The 24,890-nt window shown below is 34.5% G+C and carries 25 protein-coding genes, 1 tRNA gene and 1 riboswitch; of the genes, 6 read left to right on the top strand and 20 right to left on the bottom strand.

The genetic code is table 11. The features are described from left to right. Position 1: 1 nt before the first annotated feature. From ACKC83_RS06975 to ACKC83_RS06950, 6 genes are all read right to left on the bottom strand, one after another. Complete coding sequence (locus ACKC83_RS06975; protein ID WP_434037510.1) at positions 2–937, bottom strand: FecR family protein; 936 nt, start codon at positions 935–937, stop codon at positions 2–4. Positions 938–1,035: 98 nt separating this feature from the next. Beyond that, positions 1,036–1,587, bottom strand: a complete 552-nt coding sequence (locus ACKC83_RS06970; protein WP_434037509.1) for an RNA polymerase sigma-70 factor — start codon at positions 1,585–1,587, stop codon at positions 1,036–1,038. Positions 1,588–1,779: 192 nt separating this feature from the next. After that, a complete protein-coding gene (nrdD, locus tag ACKC83_RS06965) occupies positions 1,780–3,555 on the bottom strand; it encodes an anaerobic ribonucleoside-triphosphate reductase (protein WP_434037508.1) in 1,776 nt (591 codons plus the stop codon). A 3-nt stretch (positions 3,556–3,558) separates the two neighbouring features. Further along, positions 3,559–4,011 carry an anaerobic ribonucleoside-triphosphate reductase activating protein gene (gene nrdG / locus ACKC83_RS06960; protein ID WP_414036404.1) on the bottom strand — a complete coding sequence of 151 codons (453 nt, stop codon included), beginning with the start codon at positions 4,009–4,011 and terminating at the stop codon, positions 3,559–3,561. Between the two features lie 123 nt (positions 4,012–4,134). After that, positions 4,135–4,338, bottom strand: a riboswitch (cobalamin riboswitch). A gap of 370 nt (positions 4,339–4,708) precedes the next feature. Further along, positions 4,709–5,287: a hypothetical protein gene (locus ACKC83_RS06955; RefSeq protein ID WP_434037507.1), complete on the bottom strand. Its 579-nt coding sequence runs from the start codon at positions 5,285–5,287 to the stop codon at positions 4,709–4,711. A 292-nt stretch (positions 5,288–5,579) separates the two neighbouring features. Then, a tRNA-Leu gene (locus ACKC83_RS06950) sits at positions 5,580–5,661 on the bottom strand. A gap of 101 nt (positions 5,662–5,762) precedes the next feature. On the opposite strand from ACKC83_RS06950, the gene ACKC83_RS06945 reads away from it, so the two are divergent. The 3 genes from ACKC83_RS06945 to ACKC83_RS06935 all read left to right on the top strand — a co-directional run bounded on the left by ACKC83_RS06945 (position 5,763) and on the right by ACKC83_RS06935 (position 9,813). Next, positions 5,763–7,151 carry a dipeptidase gene (locus ACKC83_RS06945; RefSeq protein WP_434037506.1) on the top strand — a complete coding sequence of 463 codons (1,389 nt, stop codon included), beginning with the start codon at positions 5,763–5,765 and terminating at the stop codon, positions 7,149–7,151. A 335-nt stretch (positions 7,152–7,486) separates the two neighbouring features. Continuing rightward, positions 7,487–8,026, top strand: a complete 540-nt coding sequence (locus ACKC83_RS06940; RefSeq protein WP_434037505.1) for an RNA polymerase sigma factor — start codon at positions 7,487–7,489, stop codon at positions 8,024–8,026. 11 nt (positions 8,027–8,037) lie between these two features. Then, a complete protein-coding gene (locus ACKC83_RS06935) occupies positions 8,038–9,813 on the top strand; it encodes a hypothetical protein (protein WP_434037504.1) in 1,776 nt (591 codons plus the stop codon). Positions 9,814–10,077: 264 nt separating this feature from the next. Here ACKC83_RS06935 and ACKC83_RS06930 read toward each other — a convergent pair whose 3' ends face one another. Next, entirely contained in the window at positions 10,078–11,445 is a 1,368-nt protein-coding gene (locus ACKC83_RS06930) for a M28 family peptidase (RefSeq protein WP_434037503.1), read from the bottom strand. A gap of 244 nt (positions 11,446–11,689) precedes the next feature. On the opposite strand from ACKC83_RS06930, the gene ACKC83_RS06925 reads away from it, so the two are divergent. Continuing rightward, positions 11,690–12,655, top strand: coding sequence for an ornithine cyclodeaminase family protein (locus ACKC83_RS06925; RefSeq protein ID WP_434037502.1), 966 nt, complete (start codon positions 11,690–11,692; stop codon positions 12,653–12,655). 92 nt (positions 12,656–12,747) lie between these two features. Here ACKC83_RS06925 and ACKC83_RS06920 read toward each other — a convergent pair whose 3' ends face one another. The 11 genes from ACKC83_RS06920 to ACKC83_RS06870 all read right to left on the bottom strand — a co-directional run bounded on the left by ACKC83_RS06920 (position 12,748) and on the right by ACKC83_RS06870 (position 20,783). Further along, the gene (locus tag ACKC83_RS06920; RefSeq protein WP_414036411.1) at positions 12,748–13,326 is read right to left on the bottom strand and encodes a PhnA domain-containing protein; all 579 of its coding nucleotides are present in this window, start codon (positions 13,324–13,326) and stop codon (positions 12,748–12,750) included. A 157-nt stretch (positions 13,327–13,483) separates the two neighbouring features. Next, on the bottom strand, positions 13,484–14,704 hold the full coding sequence (locus tag ACKC83_RS06915) for a M24 family metallopeptidase (protein WP_434037501.1): 1,221 nt from the start codon (positions 14,702–14,704) through the stop codon (positions 13,484–13,486). Between the two features lies 1 nt (position 14,705). Continuing rightward, entirely contained in the window at positions 14,706–15,539 is an 834-nt protein-coding gene (locus tag ACKC83_RS06910; RefSeq protein WP_434037500.1) for a M24 family metallopeptidase, read from the bottom strand. Beyond that, the gene (locus ACKC83_RS06905; protein WP_434037499.1) at positions 15,467–16,003 is read right to left on the bottom strand and encodes an aminopeptidase P N-terminal domain-containing protein; all 537 of its coding nucleotides are present in this window, start codon (positions 16,001–16,003) and stop codon (positions 15,467–15,469) included. Before ACKC83_RS06905 ends, ACKC83_RS06910 begins: the two co-directional genes overlap by 73 nt. Before the next feature lie 254 nt (positions 16,004–16,257). Further along, positions 16,258–16,626, bottom strand: coding sequence for an MmcQ/YjbR family DNA-binding protein (locus ACKC83_RS06900; protein ID WP_434037498.1), 369 nt, complete (start codon positions 16,624–16,626; stop codon positions 16,258–16,260). After that, positions 16,623–16,988: a DUF4260 domain-containing protein gene (locus tag ACKC83_RS06895; protein WP_434037497.1), complete on the bottom strand. Its 366-nt coding sequence runs from the start codon at positions 16,986–16,988 to the stop codon at positions 16,623–16,625. Before ACKC83_RS06895 ends, ACKC83_RS06900 begins: the two co-directional genes overlap by 4 nt. Position 16,989: 1 nt before the next feature. Continuing rightward, entirely contained in the window at positions 16,990–17,601 is a 612-nt protein-coding gene (locus ACKC83_RS06890) for a DUF4230 domain-containing protein (protein WP_414036416.1), read from the bottom strand. 10 nt (positions 17,602–17,611) lie between these two features. Next, positions 17,612–18,367: a cyclase family protein gene (locus tag ACKC83_RS06885; RefSeq protein ID WP_434037496.1), complete on the bottom strand. Its 756-nt coding sequence runs from the start codon at positions 18,365–18,367 to the stop codon at positions 17,612–17,614. Between the two features lie 15 nt (positions 18,368–18,382). Further along, positions 18,383–19,549 (bottom strand): radical SAM family heme chaperone HemW, encoded by a 1,167-nt coding sequence (gene hemW, locus ACKC83_RS06880; RefSeq protein ID WP_434037495.1) that lies wholly within the window; start codon positions 19,547–19,549, stop codon positions 18,383–18,385. Then, on the bottom strand, positions 19,546–20,139 hold the full coding sequence (gene ruvC, locus ACKC83_RS06875; RefSeq protein ID WP_038532190.1) for a crossover junction endodeoxyribonuclease RuvC: 594 nt from the start codon (positions 20,137–20,139) through the stop codon (positions 19,546–19,548). Before ruvC ends, hemW begins: the two co-directional genes overlap by 4 nt. Further along, entirely contained in the window at positions 20,139–20,783 is a 645-nt protein-coding gene (locus tag ACKC83_RS06870; RefSeq protein ID WP_434037494.1) for an outer membrane beta-barrel protein, read from the bottom strand. The genes ruvC and ACKC83_RS06870 overlap by 1 nt, the downstream gene beginning before the upstream one ends. A 129-nt stretch (positions 20,784–20,912) precedes the next feature. On the opposite strand from ACKC83_RS06870, the gene ACKC83_RS06865 reads away from it, so the two are divergent. Both ACKC83_RS06865 and ACKC83_RS06860 read left to right on the top strand, forming a co-directional pair. Next, entirely contained in the window at positions 20,913–21,773 is an 861-nt protein-coding gene (locus tag ACKC83_RS06865; protein WP_434037493.1) for a hypothetical protein, read from the top strand. Positions 21,774–21,776: 3 nt separating this feature from the next. After that, complete coding sequence (locus tag ACKC83_RS06860) at positions 21,777–22,907, top strand: glycosyltransferase family 2 protein (RefSeq protein ID WP_434037492.1); 1,131 nt, start codon at positions 21,777–21,779, stop codon at positions 22,905–22,907. A 3-nt stretch (positions 22,908–22,910) separates the two neighbouring features. On the opposite strand, the gene ACKC83_RS06855 is transcribed toward ACKC83_RS06860, so the two are convergent. Continuing rightward, a complete protein-coding gene (locus ACKC83_RS06855) occupies positions 22,911–23,387 on the bottom strand; it encodes a hypothetical protein (RefSeq protein WP_434037491.1) in 477 nt (158 codons plus the stop codon). A 164-nt stretch (positions 23,388–23,551) separates the two neighbouring features. Continuing rightward, on the bottom strand, positions 23,552–24,889 hold the full coding sequence (locus tag ACKC83_RS06850; RefSeq protein WP_434037490.1) for a M56 family metallopeptidase: 1,338 nt from the start codon (positions 24,887–24,889) through the stop codon (positions 23,552–23,554). Between the last annotated feature and the right edge of the window lies 1 nt (position 24,890).

Here is a 24,890-nt window from a genome sequence, read left to right as displayed (position 1 = left end):
ATTATTTACAGGGTTTAGCAATAGCTTCTATATGCTGATTATCTAGATACTTAAATTCTATATCATAAATAAAATGTAAACTCTCAAGAATATCTTCTAGAGATTTATTCTTGTACGTCCCGCTAATGGTACATTCTGAGTACGTTTTGGATGTGATTTTTATGCTCTTATCGTATTTCTGATTTAGCATATTAACTACTTCTTCCAAATTCGCTTGATTGAAAACTAAGGCGCCTTCCATCCAAGTGGTGTAATCTCTGGCCTGCACAGTTTCTTTAATGAAACCATTGGTGGGTTGTGAAAGTTTTACTCTTTCATTTTTAATTAAAGTCAGCGTGTTTTTAGGATTGCTGTTATCGGTCACTTTTACCTTACCGGAACTAACAGTAACAGAAGGCGTAACATTTTTATAATTGGACACGAGAAATTCAGTCCCTAAAACTTTTGTTTCGAAAGCTTGAGATGTTACGATAAATGGTTTTTCGGGATTAGATTTTATTTTAAAAAAGGCTTCTCCTTCTAGCGTTACCTCCCTAGTGTTATTAGCAAAAGTTTCCGGGTACTTTAACGTACTTCCAGAATTTAAATACACTACCGAAGAATCTGTTAAAAACACTTTTGTTTGCTCGCCTCTCTCGGCAACGACTTCTATAAGTTTGGAGTCTACTTGTATTATATTAAAAAGGATAGAGGCTGTAATACATAATAAAACCGCTGCAGCTATATTTCTAAAATTAAAGACTGAAGCTTTTCTCTTATCTTTTAAAATATTTGAATAAATCCTATTCTTTACACCTAAATTGAACTTAATATCGTTCTCACTTAAGCCCCCTTTTTGAAAACCATCTAGATAACTTTCTACTACGAATGATTCTCTCTCGGAGGTTTTATTTTTAGCGTAACGATTAAGCAAATCATTAAATTCATATTCGGTCATAAGTACTCAGTTTACTACTAAGTACCTATTTTTAAAAATACACCTACGTTATTTTTAAGGCTTAACGATTGCTTAAAGTCTTTAACTCTGAATTAACTTTAATGTAGTATTGAGTAATGATGAATTAAGATTAGCATCGAAATTTTTAAATTAAGATCGGAGTTTGATCTTAATATTCTTAACGCTTTGTAAATCTGATTTTCTACGGTACTTACCGATATATTTAACCGACTAGCAATTTCTTTTGGAGCAATATCTTCATAGTATCGGAGTTTAAAAATCTCTTTACATTTTAAAGGAAGTTTTTCGTCAATAATGGTGCTAATAAGACTTAGCGTTTTTTCATCGTAATTTAAATCTGCGGGAAGATCGTCGTGTAAAAATAAAGATTCGATGTGCTCTAAATCTACAGAGGTAATTTTTCGCTTTTTTAATTCATTAACACACTGATACTTTACGGCCTGGTATAAGTATGCTTTTACATGAGAAATATCGGAAGAATACGATCTCTTCCAATAATCGAGAAATACATCTTGAACGATATCTTCGGAAGTAGAACTGTTTTTTAAAATATTAAAGGCATAAATATACAACCCACTCCAATAGGTGTTAAAAACAACATCGAAATCAAGCTCAGCTTGTTGATTCATACATAATAACTTTTTTCAAAGTTAACAAGTAATCAAGCATCATCTATATTAAGCTTATGTAAACTAATTATCTGAGGTGTACGATCCTCACTACATATTAAAAGCAACTATTTTTTAACGATATCTTATATTTGAAAATATCACACAAACCCCTCTTGGCTTAGAAAACGGTTTATGTGATACTATGCTTTACTAATTTACATGGTAAAACCGTAAATCCGCTTCTTGTTGTCTAGCAGAACTAAAATTAGAAACACGTTTTAAATACCCAATAACGCGTGTCCCATAATCGACATCCTGAGAGCCACAAGAACTGCATGTTTGACGTGTTTTCTTATCGATAGTATTGCACGTATTACAAATTGTGATTTTGACATTAAAACAAAAATAATTACAGCCAGCTCTAGCTGTGGCATGAATTAGTTTTAAAAACCCGTCTTTATTTGGAGCCTCTTCTAAATTTAAATGCAGTGCAGAACCGCCATCTAAATACTTAATAATGTCGTCGCCGTGCAACATAATTTTATCTAAAGTGTTTACCGAAGTGTCTTCAACCGCATAGAAATAAGAATTGTAACACTCGCGAGGAGAAAATAAACCATCTTCCTTATCCCATTTTGCATTTTTAACACCTAAATTTTCGGCTGGTACAAATTCGGTATTAAACATATATCCGAATTCTTTTTTGGCGTCTTTATTGGCATCATAAATAATTTTAAGATTTGTAGATACAAATGATTTGTAAGTCTCGTTATTCGCTGCGTTAATACCTAAACTTTCTGCAGCTTCTACCATACCATTAATTCCAATGGTTAGAAACTGTTTGTCTAAAGCGATAAAACCTGAATTATAAACCGGTAACATACTTGCATTTTTATATTCTTCGATTAAGCTTCTGTAAGCCACCTGATATTTCTGTATTTTTTGAATTACAGTTTTTAAATCATCTCCGTTTTGTACCAAACGATTCATGTTTAAGGTAATCACATTTATAGATCCTGTAGACACTCCGCCGGCTCCAAGCGAATAGCTAAAGGTGTTATCGCTAATTTCGTTTCTTAATCGGCAACAAGACGCTAAACTATCGGCACTTTCAGACTGATATATAAAAAAGGAGTTCCCTTCACTTAATTCGTATGCACACATGTCGGCAAAATCACGATCTACAGGTGCCCCATCCTTTACCAACATGGCCGCCGTAACCACAGGAAAAGTCAATACTGCTTTTTCGCGTTCGGCATTAAACCACGTCATGAAAAACTCTTGTAATTTATTTAAGCTTTCGAGTTCTGGTTTGCTCATATCCGGAAATACAAATGCACCAAACAAACTTTCAAAATATTTTTTGTCGTATAAAGAAATATTCCAAAATACAGATTGATACCCTCTGGCAGCGGCTGGCTGATTTATAGCATATACAACATGTTGTAAATGATTTTCGATGGTTTTAGTGTGGCTAATTAAATAATCTTTGCCAAAATCTTTACGTGCGAAATAATCGAAATACAACAAAAATTCTACTGTTGCCAAAGCACCTGCAAACTGAGAACTCACTGCAAAAACAAGATTTACAAACTCGCCACAAAAACTTTCTAAATGTTGTGGTGCTTTACTTTCTCCTCCTAACTTTGTTAATCCATCAAACAAAAACGGATACATGCTTATAGATGCACAGTAGGGTTTTAAAGAGGTTTCGTCGTGCACATATATTTCATGCGATTCTATTTGCCTTACATATTCGTTAGCCAAATCGTCGCCAAATAAGTCTGCTATTTTATTTTTCACCAACTGCCTGTTTACCTGAATATTTATGTCTTTATTCAGTTCGGCTTCCATAGTGGCTATATTTTTAGAAGACACATTAGCATTGGCATCCATTTTAGAGCCATCAGCGGCATTAGATGCACTGATATAATTACTAATGAAATTAATTTTTTTACTGACTTGTTCTTGGGTTAATCTAATCATGGCTTAATGGTTTTTAATAAATAGGTGATTTAATAACGCATTTGATTGTACGTGTGTAAATTTTTGATTGGTAGATAAAGTGTCTAAGCCTCCTAATTCCGAAATCCACTTCCCTGTTTTTATCCAAGTGAGCTCTCGTAATATATTTGTACTTACACGGTCCTCTCCTGTGTATAAACATGTTTTATAATCTAATTTCCGGGCGTAATGCAGATAATTTACAAGTTGAGGCTCGTGCCATTCGCCTCCCATAAATAAAACACAACTGGCAAACCCTTTGTATTTGTTTAAAGTATGCTTATAGGTTTCTAAAGTGAGTGGTACGCCATTTTTCTCTTTCCATAGCGTAGGAGAATGACAGCCTTTACAGTGTAGTTTACAGCCACAAATGCTAAAACAAATGCTAATTTCTCCAGGAACTTCTTGGAGTGCAATCTGAATGTTTGAGTAATACATTCTTTTTTTAATTAGTCGATAAACAGGTATAAACAGACCGTTTTATCGATAGGTTAATCGTCAAAAAGCTAAGAGTATTTCTAATAAGAATATTCTATGCCATACACTTTTTTCCCGAAAGCTCGACATGATTTGAATTTGGCAGGTCTTCTGACTCGCTCCTGTTTTACGTCTTCCCATTTTAAAATATTAAAACAGTGACTAAAAGAATGTAAAACATTTTAGAGAGCTTACAGCTGCGGGAACAGTTTAGGTTTTTCACCCAATTCCCTTTTAATCCCTGTATACTAGCGATGTATACTAAGAACCAATTTCTAAGTTAAAGATAATTAAGAAATCAAGATGTTAATTATATGTCCAGATATTTTATCAATAGAGTTGTTAACACATCTTAAATCGGAGCGTAGTTTTTAATCCATTATAAAAACGAATCATTCCTAATTGTTGCGTTTTAAAATTATGTGGTTAATCGAAAAATAAAGATCTAATTCTACAGCTTTATGTTCTCGACTCCGCTCGAACGCCCTAAAAAACACAGGGTTTATACTTTTTTACATGTAATCTAAAACAGAGGTTGAAAGATAAGGAACTCAAACGGTATTCGAACCACCAGAGAATCGCTTCACGATAATTTACAAACTAGTTTTTATCTTACAGATAGCTTTTAAAATAGAACCTTTCTGCAACCACCAACACGTTAGGCGACAGGCAAACCTTTTCCTTGTTTTTTCATGATACCGAGTAGAGATTTTGCATCAATATCAATTTTCTGCACCATTTTATTATCTACAACCAAAACTTCGCCTTCTAAGGCATTTGTTGTACTCGGAAAAAACACCACCGAACTGCTAGTTTTTTCATCGATTAAAAGACCTGGTTTATTACCCATTGGTGTACTAACCAACACTGATGTCCTGTTATCTGGTTTCGGATTTATTTTATTCTCAAGCTCAGTTTTATATTTACTATATCCAGGAATAACATCCAGCATCATACCTTCAAACCAATCGTAAAATCTCATAAAACGCGGTAAGGTTGCCAGATATCCAAAAACATAGAAAATAATCAGTATTAATAAACCTGTTGTAATGGTTAAAGAATATTTTCCGAAGAAATCGTCTAAATGTAAATTATGAACAATAATTTTTCCGAGATGACTGACTTTGTACCATAATTTTTCAATGACAATAAAAAGAATAAATATGGGTAACAAATACATCATCCCACTTACAATTTTATTTTTTGGTTTTACGAGACGTTTTTTGTAATCCCTCATTGGTTTTAGGTTGGTTAATTGGTATAAATTATGAGCTCAAATTATATCACTTTATAAAAACAAGATAGAATAATAACCCAGTGTATGTTAAAAGTAAATAAAAAAATTAATAATTAGATTTGAAAAACAATTTTATAAACTGTTTAGAAGTAATTTATTTTTTTCGTTTTGACACGAGGGCAGGACCATACTTGGTGGTAAGTAATAACTCATATAATTGACAATCATAGACATAAGTCATAAATTATAAAACAAAAAAAGCCGACTATAAATAGTCGGCTTTTTCTTATTGTGCGGGCGGAGAGACTCGAACTCTCACACCTCGCGGCACTAGATCCTAAGTCTAGCGTGTCTACCAATTCCACCACGCCCGCAATAAGGTGTGCAAATATAAAAATTACTTTCAATAAACAATTCAACTTTTGAAAAAAAATTCAACATTTTTGTATTTTTGTAGGAAACAGAATAATTCCACATGAAAAATATCTCGACTTACATCGAAAATAACAAGGATAGATTTTTAAACGAACTTATCGAATTACTTAAGGTACCGTCTGTTAGTGCCGACTCAGCATATAAAGACGACGTTTTAAAAACTTCAGAAATCGTTAAAACACGTCTTGAAGAAGCAGGATGCGATCACGTAGAAATTTGTAAAACCGATGGCCATCCCATTGTGTATGGTGAAAAAATCATCGACAAATCGCTTCCAACTGTGCTTGTTTACGGTCATTACGACGTACAACCGGCAGATCCAATCGAACTTTGGACGTCTCCACCATTCGAACCTGTAATAAAAACTACCGAAACACATCCCGAAGGTGCTATTTTCGCGCGTGGTGCATGCGACGATAAAGGTCAGATGTATATGCATGTAAAGGCATTGGAATTCATGACCAAAAACGACGAGTTACCATGTAACGTAAAATTCATGATTGAAGGTGAAGAAGAAGTTGGTAGTGTAAACCTAGCAACCTTTGTAAAAAACAATCACGAGAAACTTAAAAACGACGTTATCCTGATTTCAGATACGGGAATGATAGCGAAGGATGTGCCTTCTATCACGACAGGATTACGAGGATTGAGCTATGTTGAGGTTGAGGTTACCGGACCAAATCGCGATTTACACTCTGGACTTTACGGTGGCGCTGTTGCAAACCCAATCAATATTTTAACCAAAATGATTGCGTCTCTACACGACGAAAACAATCACATTACCATTCCTGGTTTTTACGACAGAGTAGAAGAATTGTCTGCAGACGAGCGTGCTCAAATGGCTAAAGCGCCTTTTAATTTAGACAACTATAAGAAAGCTTTAGATATAGACGCTGTTTACGGCGAAGCTGGTTACACAACTAACGAACGCAATTCTATCCGTCCTACTTTAGACGTTAACGGTATTTGGGGAGGTTATACTGGCGAAGGTGCAAAAACCGTTATCGCAAGTAAAGCATTTGCAAAAATCTCTATGCGATTAGTGCCAAATCAGGATTGGAAAGAGATTACAGACTTGTTTCAAAAGCATTTCGAAAGTATTGCTCCAGATGCGGTAACTGTAAAAGTAAAACCTCATCATGGCGGACAAGGATACGTAACACCTATAGACAGTATTGGTTACCAAGCGGCCTCTAAAGCTTATACCGATACGTTTGGGCAAGCGCCAATTCCACAACGAAGCGGAGGAAGTATTCCTATTGTATCGCTTTTCGAAGACGAATTACAAAGCAAAACCATTTTAATGGGCTTCGGATTAGACAGCGACGCCATTCACTCGCCAAACGAACATTTCGGAATCTGGAACTACCTAAAAGGTATCGAAACCATCCCCATGTTCTACAAACACTTTACAGCATTGTCTAAGTAATTTTAGACTTCATTTATAAAATATCCGTTCAATATCGTGTTGAGCGGATTTTCTATTTAATTCCATTTGGGCGTTACCTAAAGGTCGCGCTTTCCGTTATATCTTTTTATTACATATTCACTTACCTCAGCATGTTTAATCCCAACAACTGTAGTCTTCAATTAAAACATATCGGTATCATGGCATAAAAAGGATGCCACTGCTATCGCTAACGCAAAACGTCCAAATCATTATAATATAGAGCAAACACAATAATCATGTTTGTTTTTGTAAATTACTCGAAATTTTATAGGAGACCTTTTAGCAAATTGACCATTAAGTAATAAATACGTTTTATGAACGATAAAAATATTTTAGAACTTTTTAAAAAAGGTCAACGCGAAAAAGCTTTCAGTAAACTATACAGTTTATATCCAAAAATAGAGGCTTTAATTCTATCTAAAGGTGGTCAGAAACAAGATGCTTCAGATGTGTTTCAGGAAGCGCTCATTATCTTGAATAGAAATCTCGAAAAGTCAGATTTTAAACTCACGTCTTCCTTTTACACCTATTTATATTCGGTTTCACGATTTATATGGAAAGACACTCAGAATAAAATCACCAAAGACAGCTTACAAAATTTAAACGCACTAGAACTAGAACAGGCTCAAAGCGTTTTAGAAGAACAAAAATACCAACATGCCGAGCGTGCATTCCTCGAATTAGGAGAACGATGTCAGCAACTTTTACAACTGTTTTATAACAAAGCCATGTCTTTTAAAGAGATCGCACATGTTATGCAATTTAAATCCGAAAAAATTGCAAAAAACCAGAAGTATAAGTGCTTAACCAAAGCTAAGGACATCTATAAAACAAATCAATCCCTTCAATCTTAATTCGAGACATCATGGAAAATCATATAAAAGACATCGCGTTTATCAATGGGTATTTAGATAAAACATTATCTAAAAAAGAAACACTCCTTTTTGAAGAGCGGTTAAAAACAGATTCGCAATTCAACAGTTTGTTTGAAGAGCACACCACCCTTATAGAAGGCATTAAACGTCAACAATTAAAAGCTGAAATTATTTCGGGGAAAAAAATATACACGAGATACAAATGGCTTAAATATTTTGGATTCACGACTCTAGCATTGGTAATTATTATTTCCGTATTTATTTTTACTACGGCCAATAATTCAGAGGTTATAAAAAAAGATAACAGCACTATAGAGGTCGTTACTCCTACTCTTTCAATAGACACTTTAACATCTTTAAAAACAACCACTGACACAGTTGTGGAAAAAAAGATTACAAAAGTCCCCCAAGAACAAACAAAAACAGATGTAGTAAAACCCGAGGTAAAAACAAAAATAGCTAAAGTTAAAATACCTGAGAAACCTTTCCAAACCATTACTTTTAATGCAGAGAAAGACACCACAATTGTTTGTAAAGAAGGCACTAAACTAACAATAAAAAAAGGGTCTTTTCTAGATAAAAACAACACTGTAATTACAGGCAATATAGATTTAGAAGTCACAGAATATTACACGCTTTCCGATATGGTATTAGCTCATTTATCTACGCAGTCTGATGAAACACTTTTAGAAACCGGAGGCATGCTAAATATGAAAGCTTTCCAAAATAATGCACCCTTACACTTGGCCCCAAATACAACCATTGAAATTTTATTTCCTAGTAAAACACAAAAGAAAGGCATGCAACTTTTTTCGGGAGCATGGGATAGTGGAAACATAAATTGGACACTTCAAAATAATAGTGACACAGAAGTCGTTGTAGTTGAAGAAGTCGTATTAGACATGGCGCAAGAAGAGCAGGTAGAAGTTCCCTTTTCGATTGTTGAAATTCCTCCAGCATATCCTGGTTGCGAACATCTTGAACCTTCGGCGAGCAAAAAATGCACTAGTGTCGCCATTAGTAAATTTGTAATGGCCAACTTTAACACTGAAATCGCCATGAACTTGGGATTAACAGGAAGACAAAGAATTAATACAATTTTTAGAATTAATCAAGAAGGCAGACCTGTATCTATCACGTCTAGAGCATCTGAACCGGAATTAGAAATTGAAGCGAACAGAGTTATAGCCTTATTGCCTAAAATGACACCCGGGAAACAAAGAGGAAAAACGGTAATCGTCCCCTACTCTTTGCCCATTGTTTTTCAGGCCGAAAGCAATCAACTATCTGCTCTTACAGGAAGCACGCCTCGAAAAGAAACTCTAAGACGAGATTCCATTGTAAATAAAAAGTTTGAAGATAAATTAATCGAGAACCCCGCAAGCGTTAAGGCATACGAACTAAATGGTTATATTTTAAGAACTTCAAAATTAGGCTGGATAAATTGCGATCGGTTTATTAGAAGAACCAACATACCATTTAAACTTAAAATTAAAAATGCGGGCGACGACATTAGAGTTAGCATGGTTTTTAAATCTATAAAGTCCATTATACCAAGTAGCAAAATCGGTGATGTATTCGATTTTAAAAGGGTACCAAAAGATGAAAACGTAGTGCTTATAGCTATTAAAAAAGATCAAGGAAAATTATACTTAGGAAGTTTAGAAACTAAAACCGCAGAACATCCCAATATAGAATTTGTTTTTAAGGAAATAACCTTGGATAATCTACACGATGAAATAGAGCAACTACACAGTACGTTTTAACTTAAGGATAGTGTAAACCTATAAAATCCGTTCAATATCGTATTGAACGGATTTTTTATTTACACCCATTTCGGCGTTACCTAAAGGTCGCGCTTTCCGTTATATCTTTTTATTTCATTTTTACTTACCTGCGTATTATTTAGTCTAAACAAATGCTTCGGCTTCAATTCAGATGCATTCTTATGAGCTCATAAAAAGGATGCCACTGCAATCGCTAACGCAAGAGCCTATGGCTTGTTTCAACTTTATAAAATCATTACATCCTTAGTCTTTAATAATCTTATACACTCCTCTTTTATTTGCACTTTCTACACTTAAAAAGTAAATCCCTTTAGCCAAATCATTCAACTGTAATTCGGTAGTTTCTTTGTCCGAAGTTAGATTTAAAACCGACTTCCCGGACACATCGTAGAGAGTAAAATCTGCACTTTCGGCAACAGGTCGTTCTACCGTTAAATGAGATTGTACGGGATTAGGATACAACTTAAGCTCCGATTGTAAAAATGTTGGTAAACCTAAAGTACCAAACTCGTAGCAATCACTAAATTCTGTACAAGATCCCGAAGTAATTTCAACTTTATAAGTTCCGTTTTCTGTAGGCAAATAGGTCTGAAATGTTGCATCTGCAATAGCTACACCAGTAGTACAATTATACCATTGGTACGTTGCCGACTCCTGAATGGCTTTTAAACTATTACCCGTTTGGATTACCGTATGATCTACTCCCGTTAACAACGCTTTAGTCGCCATATAACCCGCCGATAACTTTGTCATTTCGTGGAAGTATCCTAAATTAAATAATTCAAACCGATCGTCTTTAGAATGATACTTGGGATTCTGGTCTTTTTCAGACCATGCTTCTCCAACTAATACAGCCGGATATCCACGATTCCAAAAACTGGCATGATCACTATATTCAGTTCCTGGAATTACAATATTCGCATTCAATTTAAACGGATACGAACCTAAAACTGCAACTATATCGTCGCTCATACCTTGCGAGCCTTCATTATTGCGTTTTACGTCAATATCAAAACTTTGGTCATTATCTCCATCGTATCCAATCATATCTAGATTGTAAACACCTAAAATTTCATCTCCATTAGTTTTAGCTTGTTCTGCATAATAATTAGAACCAATTAATCCAACTTCTTCTTCGTCCCAAAGGGCATACACAATTGTATTCTCTAGACATTGCCCGGACAATACTCTTGCGACCTCTAACAGTGCAGCGACACCACTTGCATTATCATCGGCACAATAGTTCGCAACAGCATCGTAATGGGCACAAATCATATATACTTTTTCCGGGTGTATTGTACCACGTTGCGTAGCGATAATATTACGCCTGTTGTCGTCGCCATTTATTAACTGCGTTTCTACAACCATGTTTTCTAACTTATCTAGTTTTTCAAATACGTAGGTCGCCGCCAAATTATTATTACTAAGCCTTCTATCTAATATAGTAATTGTGTTTCCGTTAACTACCGTTGGTACTTCTCCAGAAAACTCTTTTACAGTAAGGGATAAGGAATCTAAATTTACGGAATTAATAATATTGGTAACCGATTGGCTATAGGACGTTATAACACTTAGCAGACAGCCAAGCAGTAGAAAATAGGATTTATTCATTCTAATGAATGTTAGATGGTTACACTCAAATATAATCTAATTAATTTTTTATTGAAGTGTTTTTTAGCCTTTTGAAATCATATTAACGATACGTCATAAAAACTCAAAATTGAAGATAAATTATCAATAAAAACCTTTAAAATTGAGAAAAACGAATCATAATCACATCATATGATTATGCCTGTGTTTGATATCTGTGCGATAAACTTGGCTATTCCAGAAGATATTTATTAATTTTAGAGCTATGAAAAACACAGCTTTAATCGATTCCGATTTTATTGAAGATTCAACTCATTTTAAAACCTTAGTTGACGCTCTAAAAACAGGATTTTCCTCGAACGACTATTTAGTGCCTATGCGCCATCATCATGATTTCCCTAATCCGGAATCAGAATTAGATTCTACGTTACTTTTAATGCCTGCCTGGAATCCTGGACAACATGCTGGAGTAAAAATAGCGACCGTTAGTCCAGAAAATGGAAAATACAATTTACCAGCGATTCATGGAACGTATCTTTATCTAGATGCTGTAACGGGAAAATTAAAAGCGATTTTAGAAGCAAAAAGCTTAACTGTAAAACGAACTGCAGCTGCTTCGGCTTTGGCGTCTTCATTTTTATCTAGAGAGAACTCAGAATCCTTATTAATGATTGGAACGGGAGCATTATCTACCAATCTAATTGAAGCCCATGCCAGTGTTCGTCCAATAAAAAGGGTGTACGTTTATGGCCGTGATTTTAATAAAGCGAAAGCCATTTGCGAACAATTTACTTCTTCACAATTTACGGTTGAGCCGGTAAAAACTATTGAAGAAAAAATAAGCGAAGTCGATATTATTTCTGTCGCAACCTTATCGCCTACACCTCTTGTTTTTGGGAAATATTTAAAAGCCGGTCAGCATGTTGACTTGGTTGGCGCTTATAAAAAAGATACCCGCGAAGCAGACGACGAAGCCATTTTAAAATCGTCTGTGTATATAGACACTTACCAAGGCGGATTAAAAGAAAGTGGAGATATTCTTATACCGCTTACTACCGGAATTCTTAAAAAGGAACAAATTCAAGCCGATTTATTCGAGCTGTGTGGGAATCTAAAAACCGGACGTAAAAACGACACTGAGATCACGCTGTTTAAATCTGTTGGTCATGCGTTAGAGGATTTATTGGCCGCGACCTATTATGTAGATAAATACACAGAAGCACATTCTTAACTTATATAAACACTAGTGTAATTAAAAATAAAAACGGGCTGTAAAATTAATTTACAGCCCGTTTTTTTTAATCGTATAAAGTGAAATAATTCTTATAATTTCTTCACATATTTTGTGATAATCACAATTTGCTGACTACCCACTTTACCTTCAATATATTCGGCATTTTCATGATCTAAACGAATATTTCTCACCGCGGTTCCTTGTTTAGCAACCATACTAGATCCTTTTACTTTTAGGTCTTTAACTAAAACTACAGAATCTCCAGTTTCTAAAACCACGCCATTCACATCGCGATGAATTATTTTAGCACTTTCGTCTTCATGTTCACCTGTTGCACGCGCTAAAGCCATAGCCTCGTCGTCTAGATACATCATATCTATTAAATCTTTTGGCCAACCTTCTCCGCGTAGACGTTGTAACATTCTCCAAGACAAAATTTGCACGGCAACATGCTCGTTCCACATGCTATCGTTTAAACAACGCCAATGGTTTACATCCATATCTACCTGGCCTTCTATTTGCTCAAAACACGTATTACAAACCAACACACTGTTATCGACATTTTCGTTTAATGATGGCGGTAAAGTATATTGTTTTAATTGTTCTTTTGAAGTACAAAGCTCGCAACTTTTATTACTACGATCTTCTAAAGTCTGTAATACACTCATTATTTTATTTATTTTAGAATCGTAAAAATACGTTTTAAAACGAATTACGACAAACGAATACTCTAGTTTAAATCTGCACCTTCACGTTTAATCAAAAAAAAATGACATTACAGATTAATCTTTAATGCCATTTTTATAATCACTTTTTTTATCCGTTTTATTTTGAAAGCCCAAATGGATCTTCAATACTATATGCTGGCTCCGTAAACCATTTTGGTCCGTTTTCGGTCATATAAATATGATCTTCTAAACGTATCCCAAATTTATTCGGCACCACTAGCATAGGTTCGTTACTAAAACACATACCTTCTTCTAAAACAGTTTGATCTGTTTTTACCAAATATGGCCATTCGTGAATATCTAATCCAATACCATGTCCCGTTCTATGTGGTAAACCTGGCAATTTATAATCTGGTCCTAAGCCGTTTGCTTCTAATGTTTTTCTCACTGCAACATCTATAGAGCCACAAGTATTTCCTAATTGAGAAGCCTTAAAAGCAGCAAATTGCGCTTCGCGTTCTAAATTCCAAATACGACGCTGTTCATCTGTAATATCGCCATAGACATAAGTTCTAGTAATATCCGAAATATAATCGTGTAGCTTACAACCAGTATCGATAAGCACCACATCATTTTCTTCTAGATCTTTCGGGTTTTTCACACCATGCGGAAAAGACGTATCCACACCAAACAACACGATGCAGAAGTAAGAGCCTACGGGAGCACCGTAACGTTTATGAGCTTCATGAATAAAATCGACCACGGTTTGGGCTGCAATTCCTGGTTTTAAAATACGTGCAACAGCCTTATGAATATCCATTGTAATATCCATCGCAGTCTGCATAATAGCTATTTCTGCTTTAGACTTTATCATGCGACAACCCGCTGTTATGGACTTTGCATTTACCAATGTATAATCGGTTTGGCAGTTTAAAATACCATCCACAATAAAGAACGGCGTTACCTCGTCCATTGCAATATTACCTTTAGAAATTCCGTTTTCTTTTAAAACAGAAACAAGCAATTCAAACGGACTTTCATGTTCTTCCCAACCGTGAACTGGACCTTCAAATTCCATAAAATCTAAAATGGTACCTTCTTCAAAATGAGGTGCGATATAATGAATACTGCCATCAGGCAATAACAAAGCACCAACCATACGCTCGCTAGAATTCCATTTTGTTCCCGTAAAATAATAGAGATTGGTCCCAGCGTGTAAATAAACTGCCGAAACATTTTCGGTAGCCATTATTTTTAGAGCGCGATTAATACGTTCCGGAAAAGCCTCCTTTTGTATCGGGTCAACTAAATGTGCTTTTGGCTGTATTTCTTCTAATTCGGCTTCAATGGTCGAGCCTCCTAATCCTAATGTTGTCATGTTATAAATTATTTTTCATTAGTGCCTCAATCTCTTCAATTTCGATAGGCATAGCTTCAGTTAAATTGTAACAACCATCTTCTGTAATTACATAATCGTTCTCTAAACGACAACCTATACCTTCTTCCGGAATATAGATTCCAGGTTCGCAAGTAAGAACCATACCCACTTCAAACGGACGAGAATACAAGCCTACATCGTGAACGTCTAGACCAATATGGTGTGCCGAATTATGCATATAATACTTCTTATACAATGGTTTTTTAGGATCTTGTTTCGTTACGTCTTCTGCATTTAACAGACCTAATTTTATAAGTTCTGCTTCAACCAATTTCCCCATTTGTTGTTCATATTCGGCAGATAACACTCCCGGTTTAAACAACTTACTTCCTTCTTTTAAGCAGTGTAAAACAGCAGAATATACGGCTTTCTGACGTTCCGAAAATTTACCATTTACAGGAAAACAACGCGTGGTATCACTATTGTAATTAGCATAACACACCCCAAAATCCATTAAAATCATATCGCCATCTTTACAGACGTCATCATTCGTATTATAATGTAAAGAGCACGCATTTTTTCCTGAAGCAATAATAGCATTAAACGCATGACGTGTCGCCCCGGATTTTATTAAATTGTAGCTTAGTTCTGCTTCAATTTCGTATTCTTTTATTCCCGGTTTTGTAGCTCTTAAAGCACGTTCAAAACTTTTAATACTAATATTTGCAGCATGTTGCATTAAGTCTATTTCGACCTTAGACTTTATTGGACGTAAATCCCGTGTAATTTTGGAAACACGATGTAAATTATGCAATGGATATTTTTCTTTTCCCACAAAATCATGCGATCTTGTTGCGTTTGCTGATTAAAAGTTACACGCTTTACATGTTCGTTGTGTCCTAGGTAAAAGCCATCAGCTTCAAACGCCATAAGTTGTAATAATTTCTCAAAATCCTGAACCCATTCTACGCGTTCTACTCCTGAAATGGCGGTAGCTTGTTCTTTGGTTAACTTTTCGCCATCCCAAATTTTAATTTGCTCGGACGTTTCAATTACAAATAAGATTGCTCTATTTTCTGGCTTAGCCGCGTCTGGATACAATACCAAAATGCTCTCTTCCTGATCGATTCCCGAAAGATAAAACAGATCGTTGTTTTGGGTAAATCCCATAACATCGTCTGCGTTATTATGGTTAACATCGTTAGATGTTAACACTGCAATGGTATTCGGTTTCATTTGCGCTATAAAACGGTCTCTATTTTCTATAAAAAGTGTGTTTGAAATCTGCTTATATCTCATATTATATATTCTGTTTAGATGAAAGTTATCTAAATTAAAGGTGATTTTTTTGAATGTAAAACATACTGAACTTAGGATACCCAACCTTAGAAATATCGTGTTGTATTTAGAGGAATATGGCGTATACTGTTACAAATTCAAAGATAAGATAATCCGTTGGGAGAAGCCTTGCTCTTACCAAAATATTAAAATAGAGCACATAATTTGATGTACTTGGAATATTACAAAACGATAATGTACAGAACTAAATTATATTACGACTCGGTAAGACTATCTCGCAACTTTTTTGGCAACCCTTTTACCACCAAATCGTAAGAATGATCGATTAGTTCTAAAACAAACGGTGAAGGCAAATCGCCTTGATTTAATTTTAAGGTATTCCAATGTTTTTTACTCATATGAAATCCCGGAATTATACTATCGTAATTTGCACGTAGGTGTTCTGCACGTTCAGGATCGCATTTTAAATTGATAGCTGGCTCACCTTCTTCCCAACCTTTTAAAGATGTAAGAAGAAACATTTTACCTAAAACTTTTAGAACTAAAGTATTAGAATCGAATGGAAACGATTCGGTTACACCTTCCTTTTTTAAACAATAGTAGTGAAGTTGTTCGATATTCATGGCGTGTCTTTAGATTTCCCAATAACGCCTAAATGTGTATTATGAAAACTATCGTTATATTTTAAACCATAGTCTAAAATGCGGTCGAAAGAGGCATGTCCAAACATAATTACACCTGCCAGTTGTAAGCCTTCAACAGCAAAAAAAGAACCTAAAATATATAAGAGAATGGCAATACCTTTATGATGTAGAATATTGTAAAAAAACGCCCCTATTTTATTACTAAATACATAGCCCACAAAACCTGCATCCGGCAGAAAAAACAAGACTAAATACAGCCACCAAGAATAAGATAGCTCACTAAACATCCAAACGGATAAAGCCAACATGGCGACTTCTTCTAATTTTAATATCGTTTTCAACTTATTGTAGTTTTTCGATGGTTTTGTCTTCAATTTTTAATGCAGAATAATCCAATTCCCAGTCTATGGTTTCCACAATTTTTTCAATCATTAAAATGGCTTGAAGTGCTTCTTTTCTAGCTGTAATCATAAGTCCGCTTTCAGGAATTTTATCTAAAATGTGCTGTTTGGCTTCTTTATTTAATACGGTTAAGTCTTCGGAAGCAAATCTATTAAATAAACCGTTTTTAATATCGTAATATTTCATATCGGGCTCTATGGCCAATACCTCTGGCTGTGGCATATGCTCAATTACTATTTTTTTATCGTCTGTATTAGCATGCATCTTTAGCTTTGTTAAATCATAACCAATATGCACTTTTGCATTAATAACAATTAAGGCTTTTCGTTTACTAGATAACAAACCTAAAAAATGATCTTTAATATTTTCGTGATGATAGATTTCGGCAAATTCGCCTTCTACAGTAATTAATTTACAGACACTTTTTATCTTTTCTAAAAGTACGGCAGATTGCTTTTCAGTCAGTTCTTTTTTTTCCTTCTTTTTAAACAAGGTAACTACCCAATATGTAGTTATAACTCCCAAAAGAACCATTAATATATTTTCGAACATAGCTATAAATCTAATCAGTAATTACCTGATATAATACGGGTTTACTAGGCGTTGCATCGTTTTCGAAAGGGGCAATTTGTAGGTTTAGAAAATAAGTACCGTCTTCTACGAAGTTCTGAACATAAATAAATTCGGTAATGGTTGCATGCTTTCTAATCTTCCCATTTGTGTTCCAGAATGCATTGTGCGCTAACCACTCGCCTTCATCCTTTTCTTTATCGATACTCGGCAAATCTACTAACAAATGCTCTACTCCTTTTTCTCGTAAATAAGTAGCTGCATCTTCTAAGAGGTACGGCGGATTGGTATGTGAGTATTGCTTATTTAGTTTATCTAACGTATTTGGAATTGTTCTTATAACCACAGCTTTTCGTTTTTTATTTCCTAAAGCGAACTGAAGCTGTTTTTTAGAAATCACCAAATCGTCTTCCTTTTTTTCTACCACAACAGTAATCACTTCTGCCAAAAAGAAAAACTGTTTTAAATTTTCATTCACCGAATAAAAGTCTTCTGTAATATGCCCCACACATTCGGTATGTGTACCATGCGCATGCGGATTAAAAGAAATATTATTAAAATTTACAGATGCTCCTTCCGAAACTTGTGCCGAGAACCCTTGATCGTCTATCGCGGGATCGATCTTTGGAGGCTCTAGGTAATAGGCCGAAACATTGGTACTCGCCGCACGCAATGGGATCGATATATCTATGGGTTTTGTAAAATCTATTTTATATTTTTTAGAATTAGTTTGTATGCTTGCAATCATAATAAATACTACATTTTAAATCTTAAAAAGCTGAGACGCAATGCCGTCGCTTAAAAACTTACCTTTAGTGGTTACTTTAAGATTATTATCTTCAATATACAACAATTCTTCATTTAAATATTTATCTGCTTGTGCTAAAATATATGTTTTAAAATCAGAACCAAAGACAGCCACAATCGTTTCCAAAGAGACTCCCCAAATGGTACGTAATCCTGTCATTACATATTCGTTATATTTATCGTTAACGGATAATATTTCTATTTCACTTGGTAAGGTTTTTAACTGAATTGCTTGAATATATTTTGAATTATTAGAGATATTCCAACTGCGTGATTCTCCAGAAAAAGAATGCGCCGACGGACCAATACCAATATATTTTTTGCCTTTCCAATAGGCAGAGTTGTTAATACTAAAATACCCCGGTTTACTAAAATTAGACAGTTCGTAATGTATAAAACCAGCCTCTTTTAATTGATTAATTAACATATGAAACTGAACTTCTGCATGCACCTCATCTACATCTTCAATCTTTCCTTTTTTTATTAAGGTAGCTAAAGCTGTTTTAGGTTCGACTGTTAGGGCGTAACTTGAAATATGCGGAATATTAAAATCTAAAACAGTTTGAATATTTTCCCGCCATTGCTCATGTGTTGCTCCTGGAATTCCATAGATTAAATCGACCGAAATATTATCGAAATACTGAGTTGCTAACTCTAAACAGTGCTTCGCTTCCGTCGCATTGTGTGCGCGATTCATTAGTTTTAAATCGGCTTCAAAAAACGATTGTACACCTATACTTAAACGGTTTATGTTACTTTTAGCTAGCTCTAATATTTTAGTTTCCGATAAATCGTCTGGATTGGCTTCTAAAGTAATTTCAGGGTTTTCAATCACTGAATAATTATTATATACGGCTTTTAAAATGGTTTCTATTTCTTCTAGAGATAGCAAACTAGGCGTGCCACCTCCAAAATAGATTGTAGCAACCGTATCGTTTTCAAATTCAGATTTTCGTAATTCTAATTCTACAATTAACGCATCTATTAACTCATCCTTCTTTTTTAAGGATGTAGAAAAATGAAAATCGCAATAAAAACATGCTTGTTTACAAAATGGAATGTGGATATAAATGCCAACATCATCCACACGTTCTTTGTGATTAGAATCGGTATTTAAATTCATTTTTTAATGCTATTTATTCTCGTTTTTGAGACTTTTGGAGCGGTCACGCGCTTCTCGTTTTGCTTCACAAAAGCATCCCAACCGGTATAGTTCTTCCCAACTTCTACACGACCTTCATTGTAAAAATGACACACTGCAGCGGCAAGTCCATCGGTAGAATCGAGATTTTTAGGAAGTGATTTTAATCCTAATACACTTTGAAGCATTCTAGCAACCTGTTCCTTACTGGCATTACCATTTCCGGTGATCGCCATTTTTATTTTTTTAGGAGAATATTCGGTAATTGGAACTTCGCGAGACAAACCTGCAGCCATAGCTACACCTTGCGCACGCCCCAGTTTTAGCATACTTTGTACGTTCTTCCCGAAGAAAGGAGCTTCAATAGCTATTTCGTCTGGGTGATGGGTTTCGATAAGCTCGATAGTCCGCTCAAAAATAAGTTTTAACTTGAGGTAATGGTCATCGTATTTTTTTAAATCTAATTCATTTAATTGCAAAAAAGACATGGTTTTCCCCACAACTTTTATCAGTCCAAACCCCATAATGGTGGTTCCTGGGTCAATCCCTAAAATAATACGTTCTTTACTCATTAATTACAATAATAACATCCGCTCAAAGATAGGGAAACACCAATAGTAAATGTAAACATACTGCCATTAAAAGCACCCAATCCATTAATTGCAGGCGTATAGGTGTCTGGTTTTGTAAATCCGTGAATATAAGAGACATCGAAAAACACCCCGGTGGTCCGACTAAGGGCATATAGTGTTTCTACTCCCAATATAAAATTAAAATAACTCTGATCGACCTCTCTAAGGCCTTCTAAAGGTCTTACTAAAGTAAAACCTGGACCGCCATGAGCTTGAAATTGAAAATTAGATTTTTTATCGAAGTTAAAAAGGGGTGTATAATCGTAAACCGCTTGTCCGTTTATGCGGGTATAGTTAATCTTAAATTCATCGTTTTCACCTTTAATACGACTAAATCCTAAATCTAACTTTGCGCCCAATTTTTCGGTAAACATATATTGCGCTCCAAGAGTGACGCTAGGCAAATTAAATTCTTTGGCCCCATAACCTTCGGCAAATCCTGAATTACTTACATGATTCCCTCCTACTGCAAATTTTAGTCTTAGTACGTCCTCGTCTATTTGAGACATCCCCTGAAACGAGAAGAAGAATAATAGAATAACTACGGTAGAAATGTATTTTTGTTTTTTAATTTTAGAAGACATCTTACAATAAAAGGTTTAATTTGCACTATGTACGCCAAGGCACTTATTTATAAATCGCACGCATTCTTAATATATCTCGTTAAGATAAGTATAATTGCCTTTAGTTTTTACTTTATCTACTCGAAACTAGTGCATAACGACAGTTTATCGCTTGCGAAATTTTGGACTATTTTAAATTCTGAAACTGTTTTCTCTATACAATCCCTGCTACTTATTACGGTATTATCTTGTTTAAATTGGTTTTTTGAAATTTTAAAATGGAAGTATTTAGTAAGTATTTTTAAACCGATCTCTTTAAAACGCGCTACCGAACAAACTTTAGGCGCACATACGGCTTCTCTTTTTACGCCTAACCGTATTGGAGATTATGGTGCGAAGGCCTTATATTTCCCTTCCAATCTTAGAGCGAAAATAATGGGATTAAACGGACTTGGAAACTTCGCTCAAATGTGTGTCACCACCTTTTTTGGAAGTTTGGGTTTACTATTTTTTAGCAGTACATTTCCTATACATTTCGATTATAAAACACTGCATTGGTCGCAATATTTAATTTTCGGACTCTTAGTAACAGTTCTAATAGTACTAGCGAAAACTTATTTAAAACCAGAAACATGGCTTTTAAAAATTAAACGCTTTTTATCGGCTATTTCTCTTAGTTTATTGATGAAAACCCTCTTATTTTCTACCCTAAGATATTTTATTTTTTCATTTCAATTTTACCTATTACTGCAATTATTTCAAGTAGATTTAAGTTATTTAAACACCATGATGGCTCTGTCCAGCATGTATCTTTTAGCTTCAATTCTCCCAAGTGTTTTTATTTTTGATGTGGTTTTAAAAGGTAGTATTGCAGTGTATTTATTTTCTTTTTTCGACATTAATGGAACTATTATATTAAGTTGCATTACACTTATGTGGATTTTAAACGTGGTTTTACCAAGTCTTTTTGGAATCTATTTTGTTATGCGTTTTAAACTTCCAAAATCTTAACGTATGATAATTTTTAGTCTAATCACATTAACATTATATACTTTTTTAATTGGGAGTCTGTATTGGGGATTTACAAAAGTTAAGACGTTTAAACCTCATACGCGCTCTAATGAAACCAGTTTCTCTATTGTTATCCCCTTTAGGAATGAAGCCAAACATTTACCTGAATTGTTACACTCTATTTCTGAATTAGATTACTCTAAAAATCATTTTGAAATTCTTCTTATAAATGATGGGTCTGAAGATATTTCCGAAAGTATTATTAACCATTTTACACAAACACATCGTGAGTTACAAATTACATTACTCCAAAATAAACGCCACTCTAACTCGCCTAAAAAAGACGCAATTAGCTTAGCGATTTCTCATGCTAAATGTAACTGGATATTAACTACCGATGCCGATTGTGTACTGCCTAAAACGTGGCTAAACACCTTTAATGCTTTTATTCAAGGGCATCCGGATTGTCAATTAATTGTGGCTCCTGTTACCTATTTTACCACCTCTAAATTTCTAAATATATTTCAGTGGTTTGATGTGATGAGTTTGCAAGGCGCCACTATTGGCGGATTTGGAATACACCAACCCTTTTTATGTAATGGCGCTAATTTGGGATATAAAAAACAAGCCTTTTACGATGTAAACGGGTTTGCAGAAAATGATGCTATTGCCAGTGGTGACGATATTTTTTTACTTGAAAAAATAAGCAAGAAATACCCTGAAAGTATTCAGTATTTAAAATCTACCGATGCTGTAATTTACACACATGCGCAACCTACTTTAAAAGATTTAATTAGTCAGCGTAAGCGTTGGGCATCTAAAACCAAAGCCTATACAAACAAGTTTAGTCAGATTACCGGACTCTTGGTTTTAAGCACGAATGCCTTATTAATCTGTTTATTTATATGTATGAGTTTTGGAGATTTTTCACCGACTTATTTCACAGGTTTGTGCGCCGTTAAATTTGCAGTAGACTTTATGCTTATCTATAAAAGCGCTGTGTTTTTTAATCAAGAAAAAGGATTAAAATGGTATATAATTATCGCTATATTATATCCTATATTTTGCTCGTATGTAGCCGTAGTATCGTTATTTACATCGTACGCTTGGAAAGACAGAACATTTACGAAATAGAATTTAATTTACTTTAATAATAATAGGAAGTATAAATTCCGAATTCACTTTTTGTCCGCGTTTTATAGCAGGCTCGATAGTTGGCAGACTATCTAAACTAGAGGTCACTAAGAATTTAATATTCGGTATTTCGGCTTGAGTTAGGGAATCGACTTTAAAGTTTAGCAGACTTAAATCGCCTGCATCCGAAATTTTAAATTGAATAAGTAATGTATCTAATACATCGCGGTTTACAATAATGCGCTCGGCTTCCAAACGTTTTAAAATTGTGGTTGCTAACGTTTGCTCGAAACATTGTTTTCTATACTGTTGCGTGGCCGATGTTTCGCAAGATGAAAAGGTAGGATATTCATCGACTTCATTCCATGTAAACGATTGTAATTCTTCGTTTAGAATAGCTTCAGTAGATGTTTTTTTCACCTTTAAATCGTCGCAAGCGCAGATTAATAGTAATGCAAGTATAAATACGAAATGCTTCATAGTTTAAGATGAAAATCGAAAATACAATAATTTTAGTATTTAACACTTTTTCGAATGCGATTCTTGACTGAAATTGATAAAGATCAATCTATTTGCTCTAAATTTCTTAGAAACAAAAAAAACCGAAGTGATTAGCTTCGGTTTTTAACATATATATTAATGGTTTAATCTTTTACTTGAAATACTATTGGTAAAGAATATGGCACAGTAACTTCTTTTCCTTTTTGTTTTCCCGCAATCATTTTAGGCAATAAATTCACAACACGTACCGCTTCTTCGGCTAAAGCGTCTTCTGAAGCTCGGGCTCTCGCATCAACAATATTACCTTGTTTGTCAATTTTAAAAACCACATTAATACGTTGCCTTCCTGAAAGATCTAATTCTCCTGCTAAATCCGTATTATAATTCTTTCCTACAAATTGTGAGATTTTGGTTGACATACATTTTCGTTGTTCGTCTTTTGTTAAATCTTCACATCCTGGAAATACAGGTGGTTGCTCTACAACGCTATAAGGGACTTCTATATCCATATCTACAGCGTCATCAGGATTAACTTTCTCTACATGTATTGTAGTATTTGGAGTATCCTGTATAACATCTTCTAAAATTGTAGATTCAGAATTTTCCGCCTCTTTATCACAAGAGGTATACAACAGCATTGCAAAAATCATGGGTACAAGCAAGGCATACTTTACTAAATGGATTTGTTTTGATTTCGTTTTTGTTAACATAATGATTCGTTTTTTGATTAATGATTGTTTAAAAAATGGATTGATGAATGAAATATGATTGACATCGAAAACTTGACTCAGCAAGTTTTGATAGTAGGTCACTTTATCTTGTTGCTTTACCACTAAAGCATCGGCAATATATTCGTGAAGTGTAACCATTCTGTTTTGGTACATATACACTAGCGGATTAAACCAAAACACAATACGAAGCAGTTCGAAAAACAATAAATCGGCACTGTGTTTCTGACTTTTATGAACACATTCGTGAGCCAAAATGGCTCTATAATTTTCAGGATTTATGGCATCGCCTAAAAAGACATAATTAAAAAATGAAAATGCCGCAGAACTGTTTTTTAACGTGATAATAGTAAGTCCGTTAACCCTATTCTTTTCACTTATATTGATTGTTTTAAAGAGCTTAAACATTTTGACAAGAAATATAAAAACGGACACACTAATACCTACATATAATATGAATTCCCACGACCAAAACGAACTGCTATTTTTAAGGTAAACCGTTGGTAATAATTGTGTTTCTATAGTTGATGCATCTGGATTTAAGATTACGGCTGGCAATTGCACAATATAGTTTTGTGGCAAAACATTTCTAAAAGCTTCAATTTTAATTAAAGGCAATACAAATGAAGCAATTGGTGTAAATAATAAGTAAAACCGATTCCAATTAAAGAAGGTTTCACGTTTTAAAAATAAATCGTACACCATTAAAAAGAACAATTGGAACGCTATGGTTTGTAGGATATAGTGTAACATA

It is taken from the genome of Formosa bonchosmolovskayae, assembly GCF_051016085.1.
Classification (GTDB): domain Bacteria; phylum Bacteroidota; class Bacteroidia; order Flavobacteriales; family Flavobacteriaceae; genus Formosa.
This window is presented reverse-complemented; position numbering and strand designations above follow the sequence as displayed.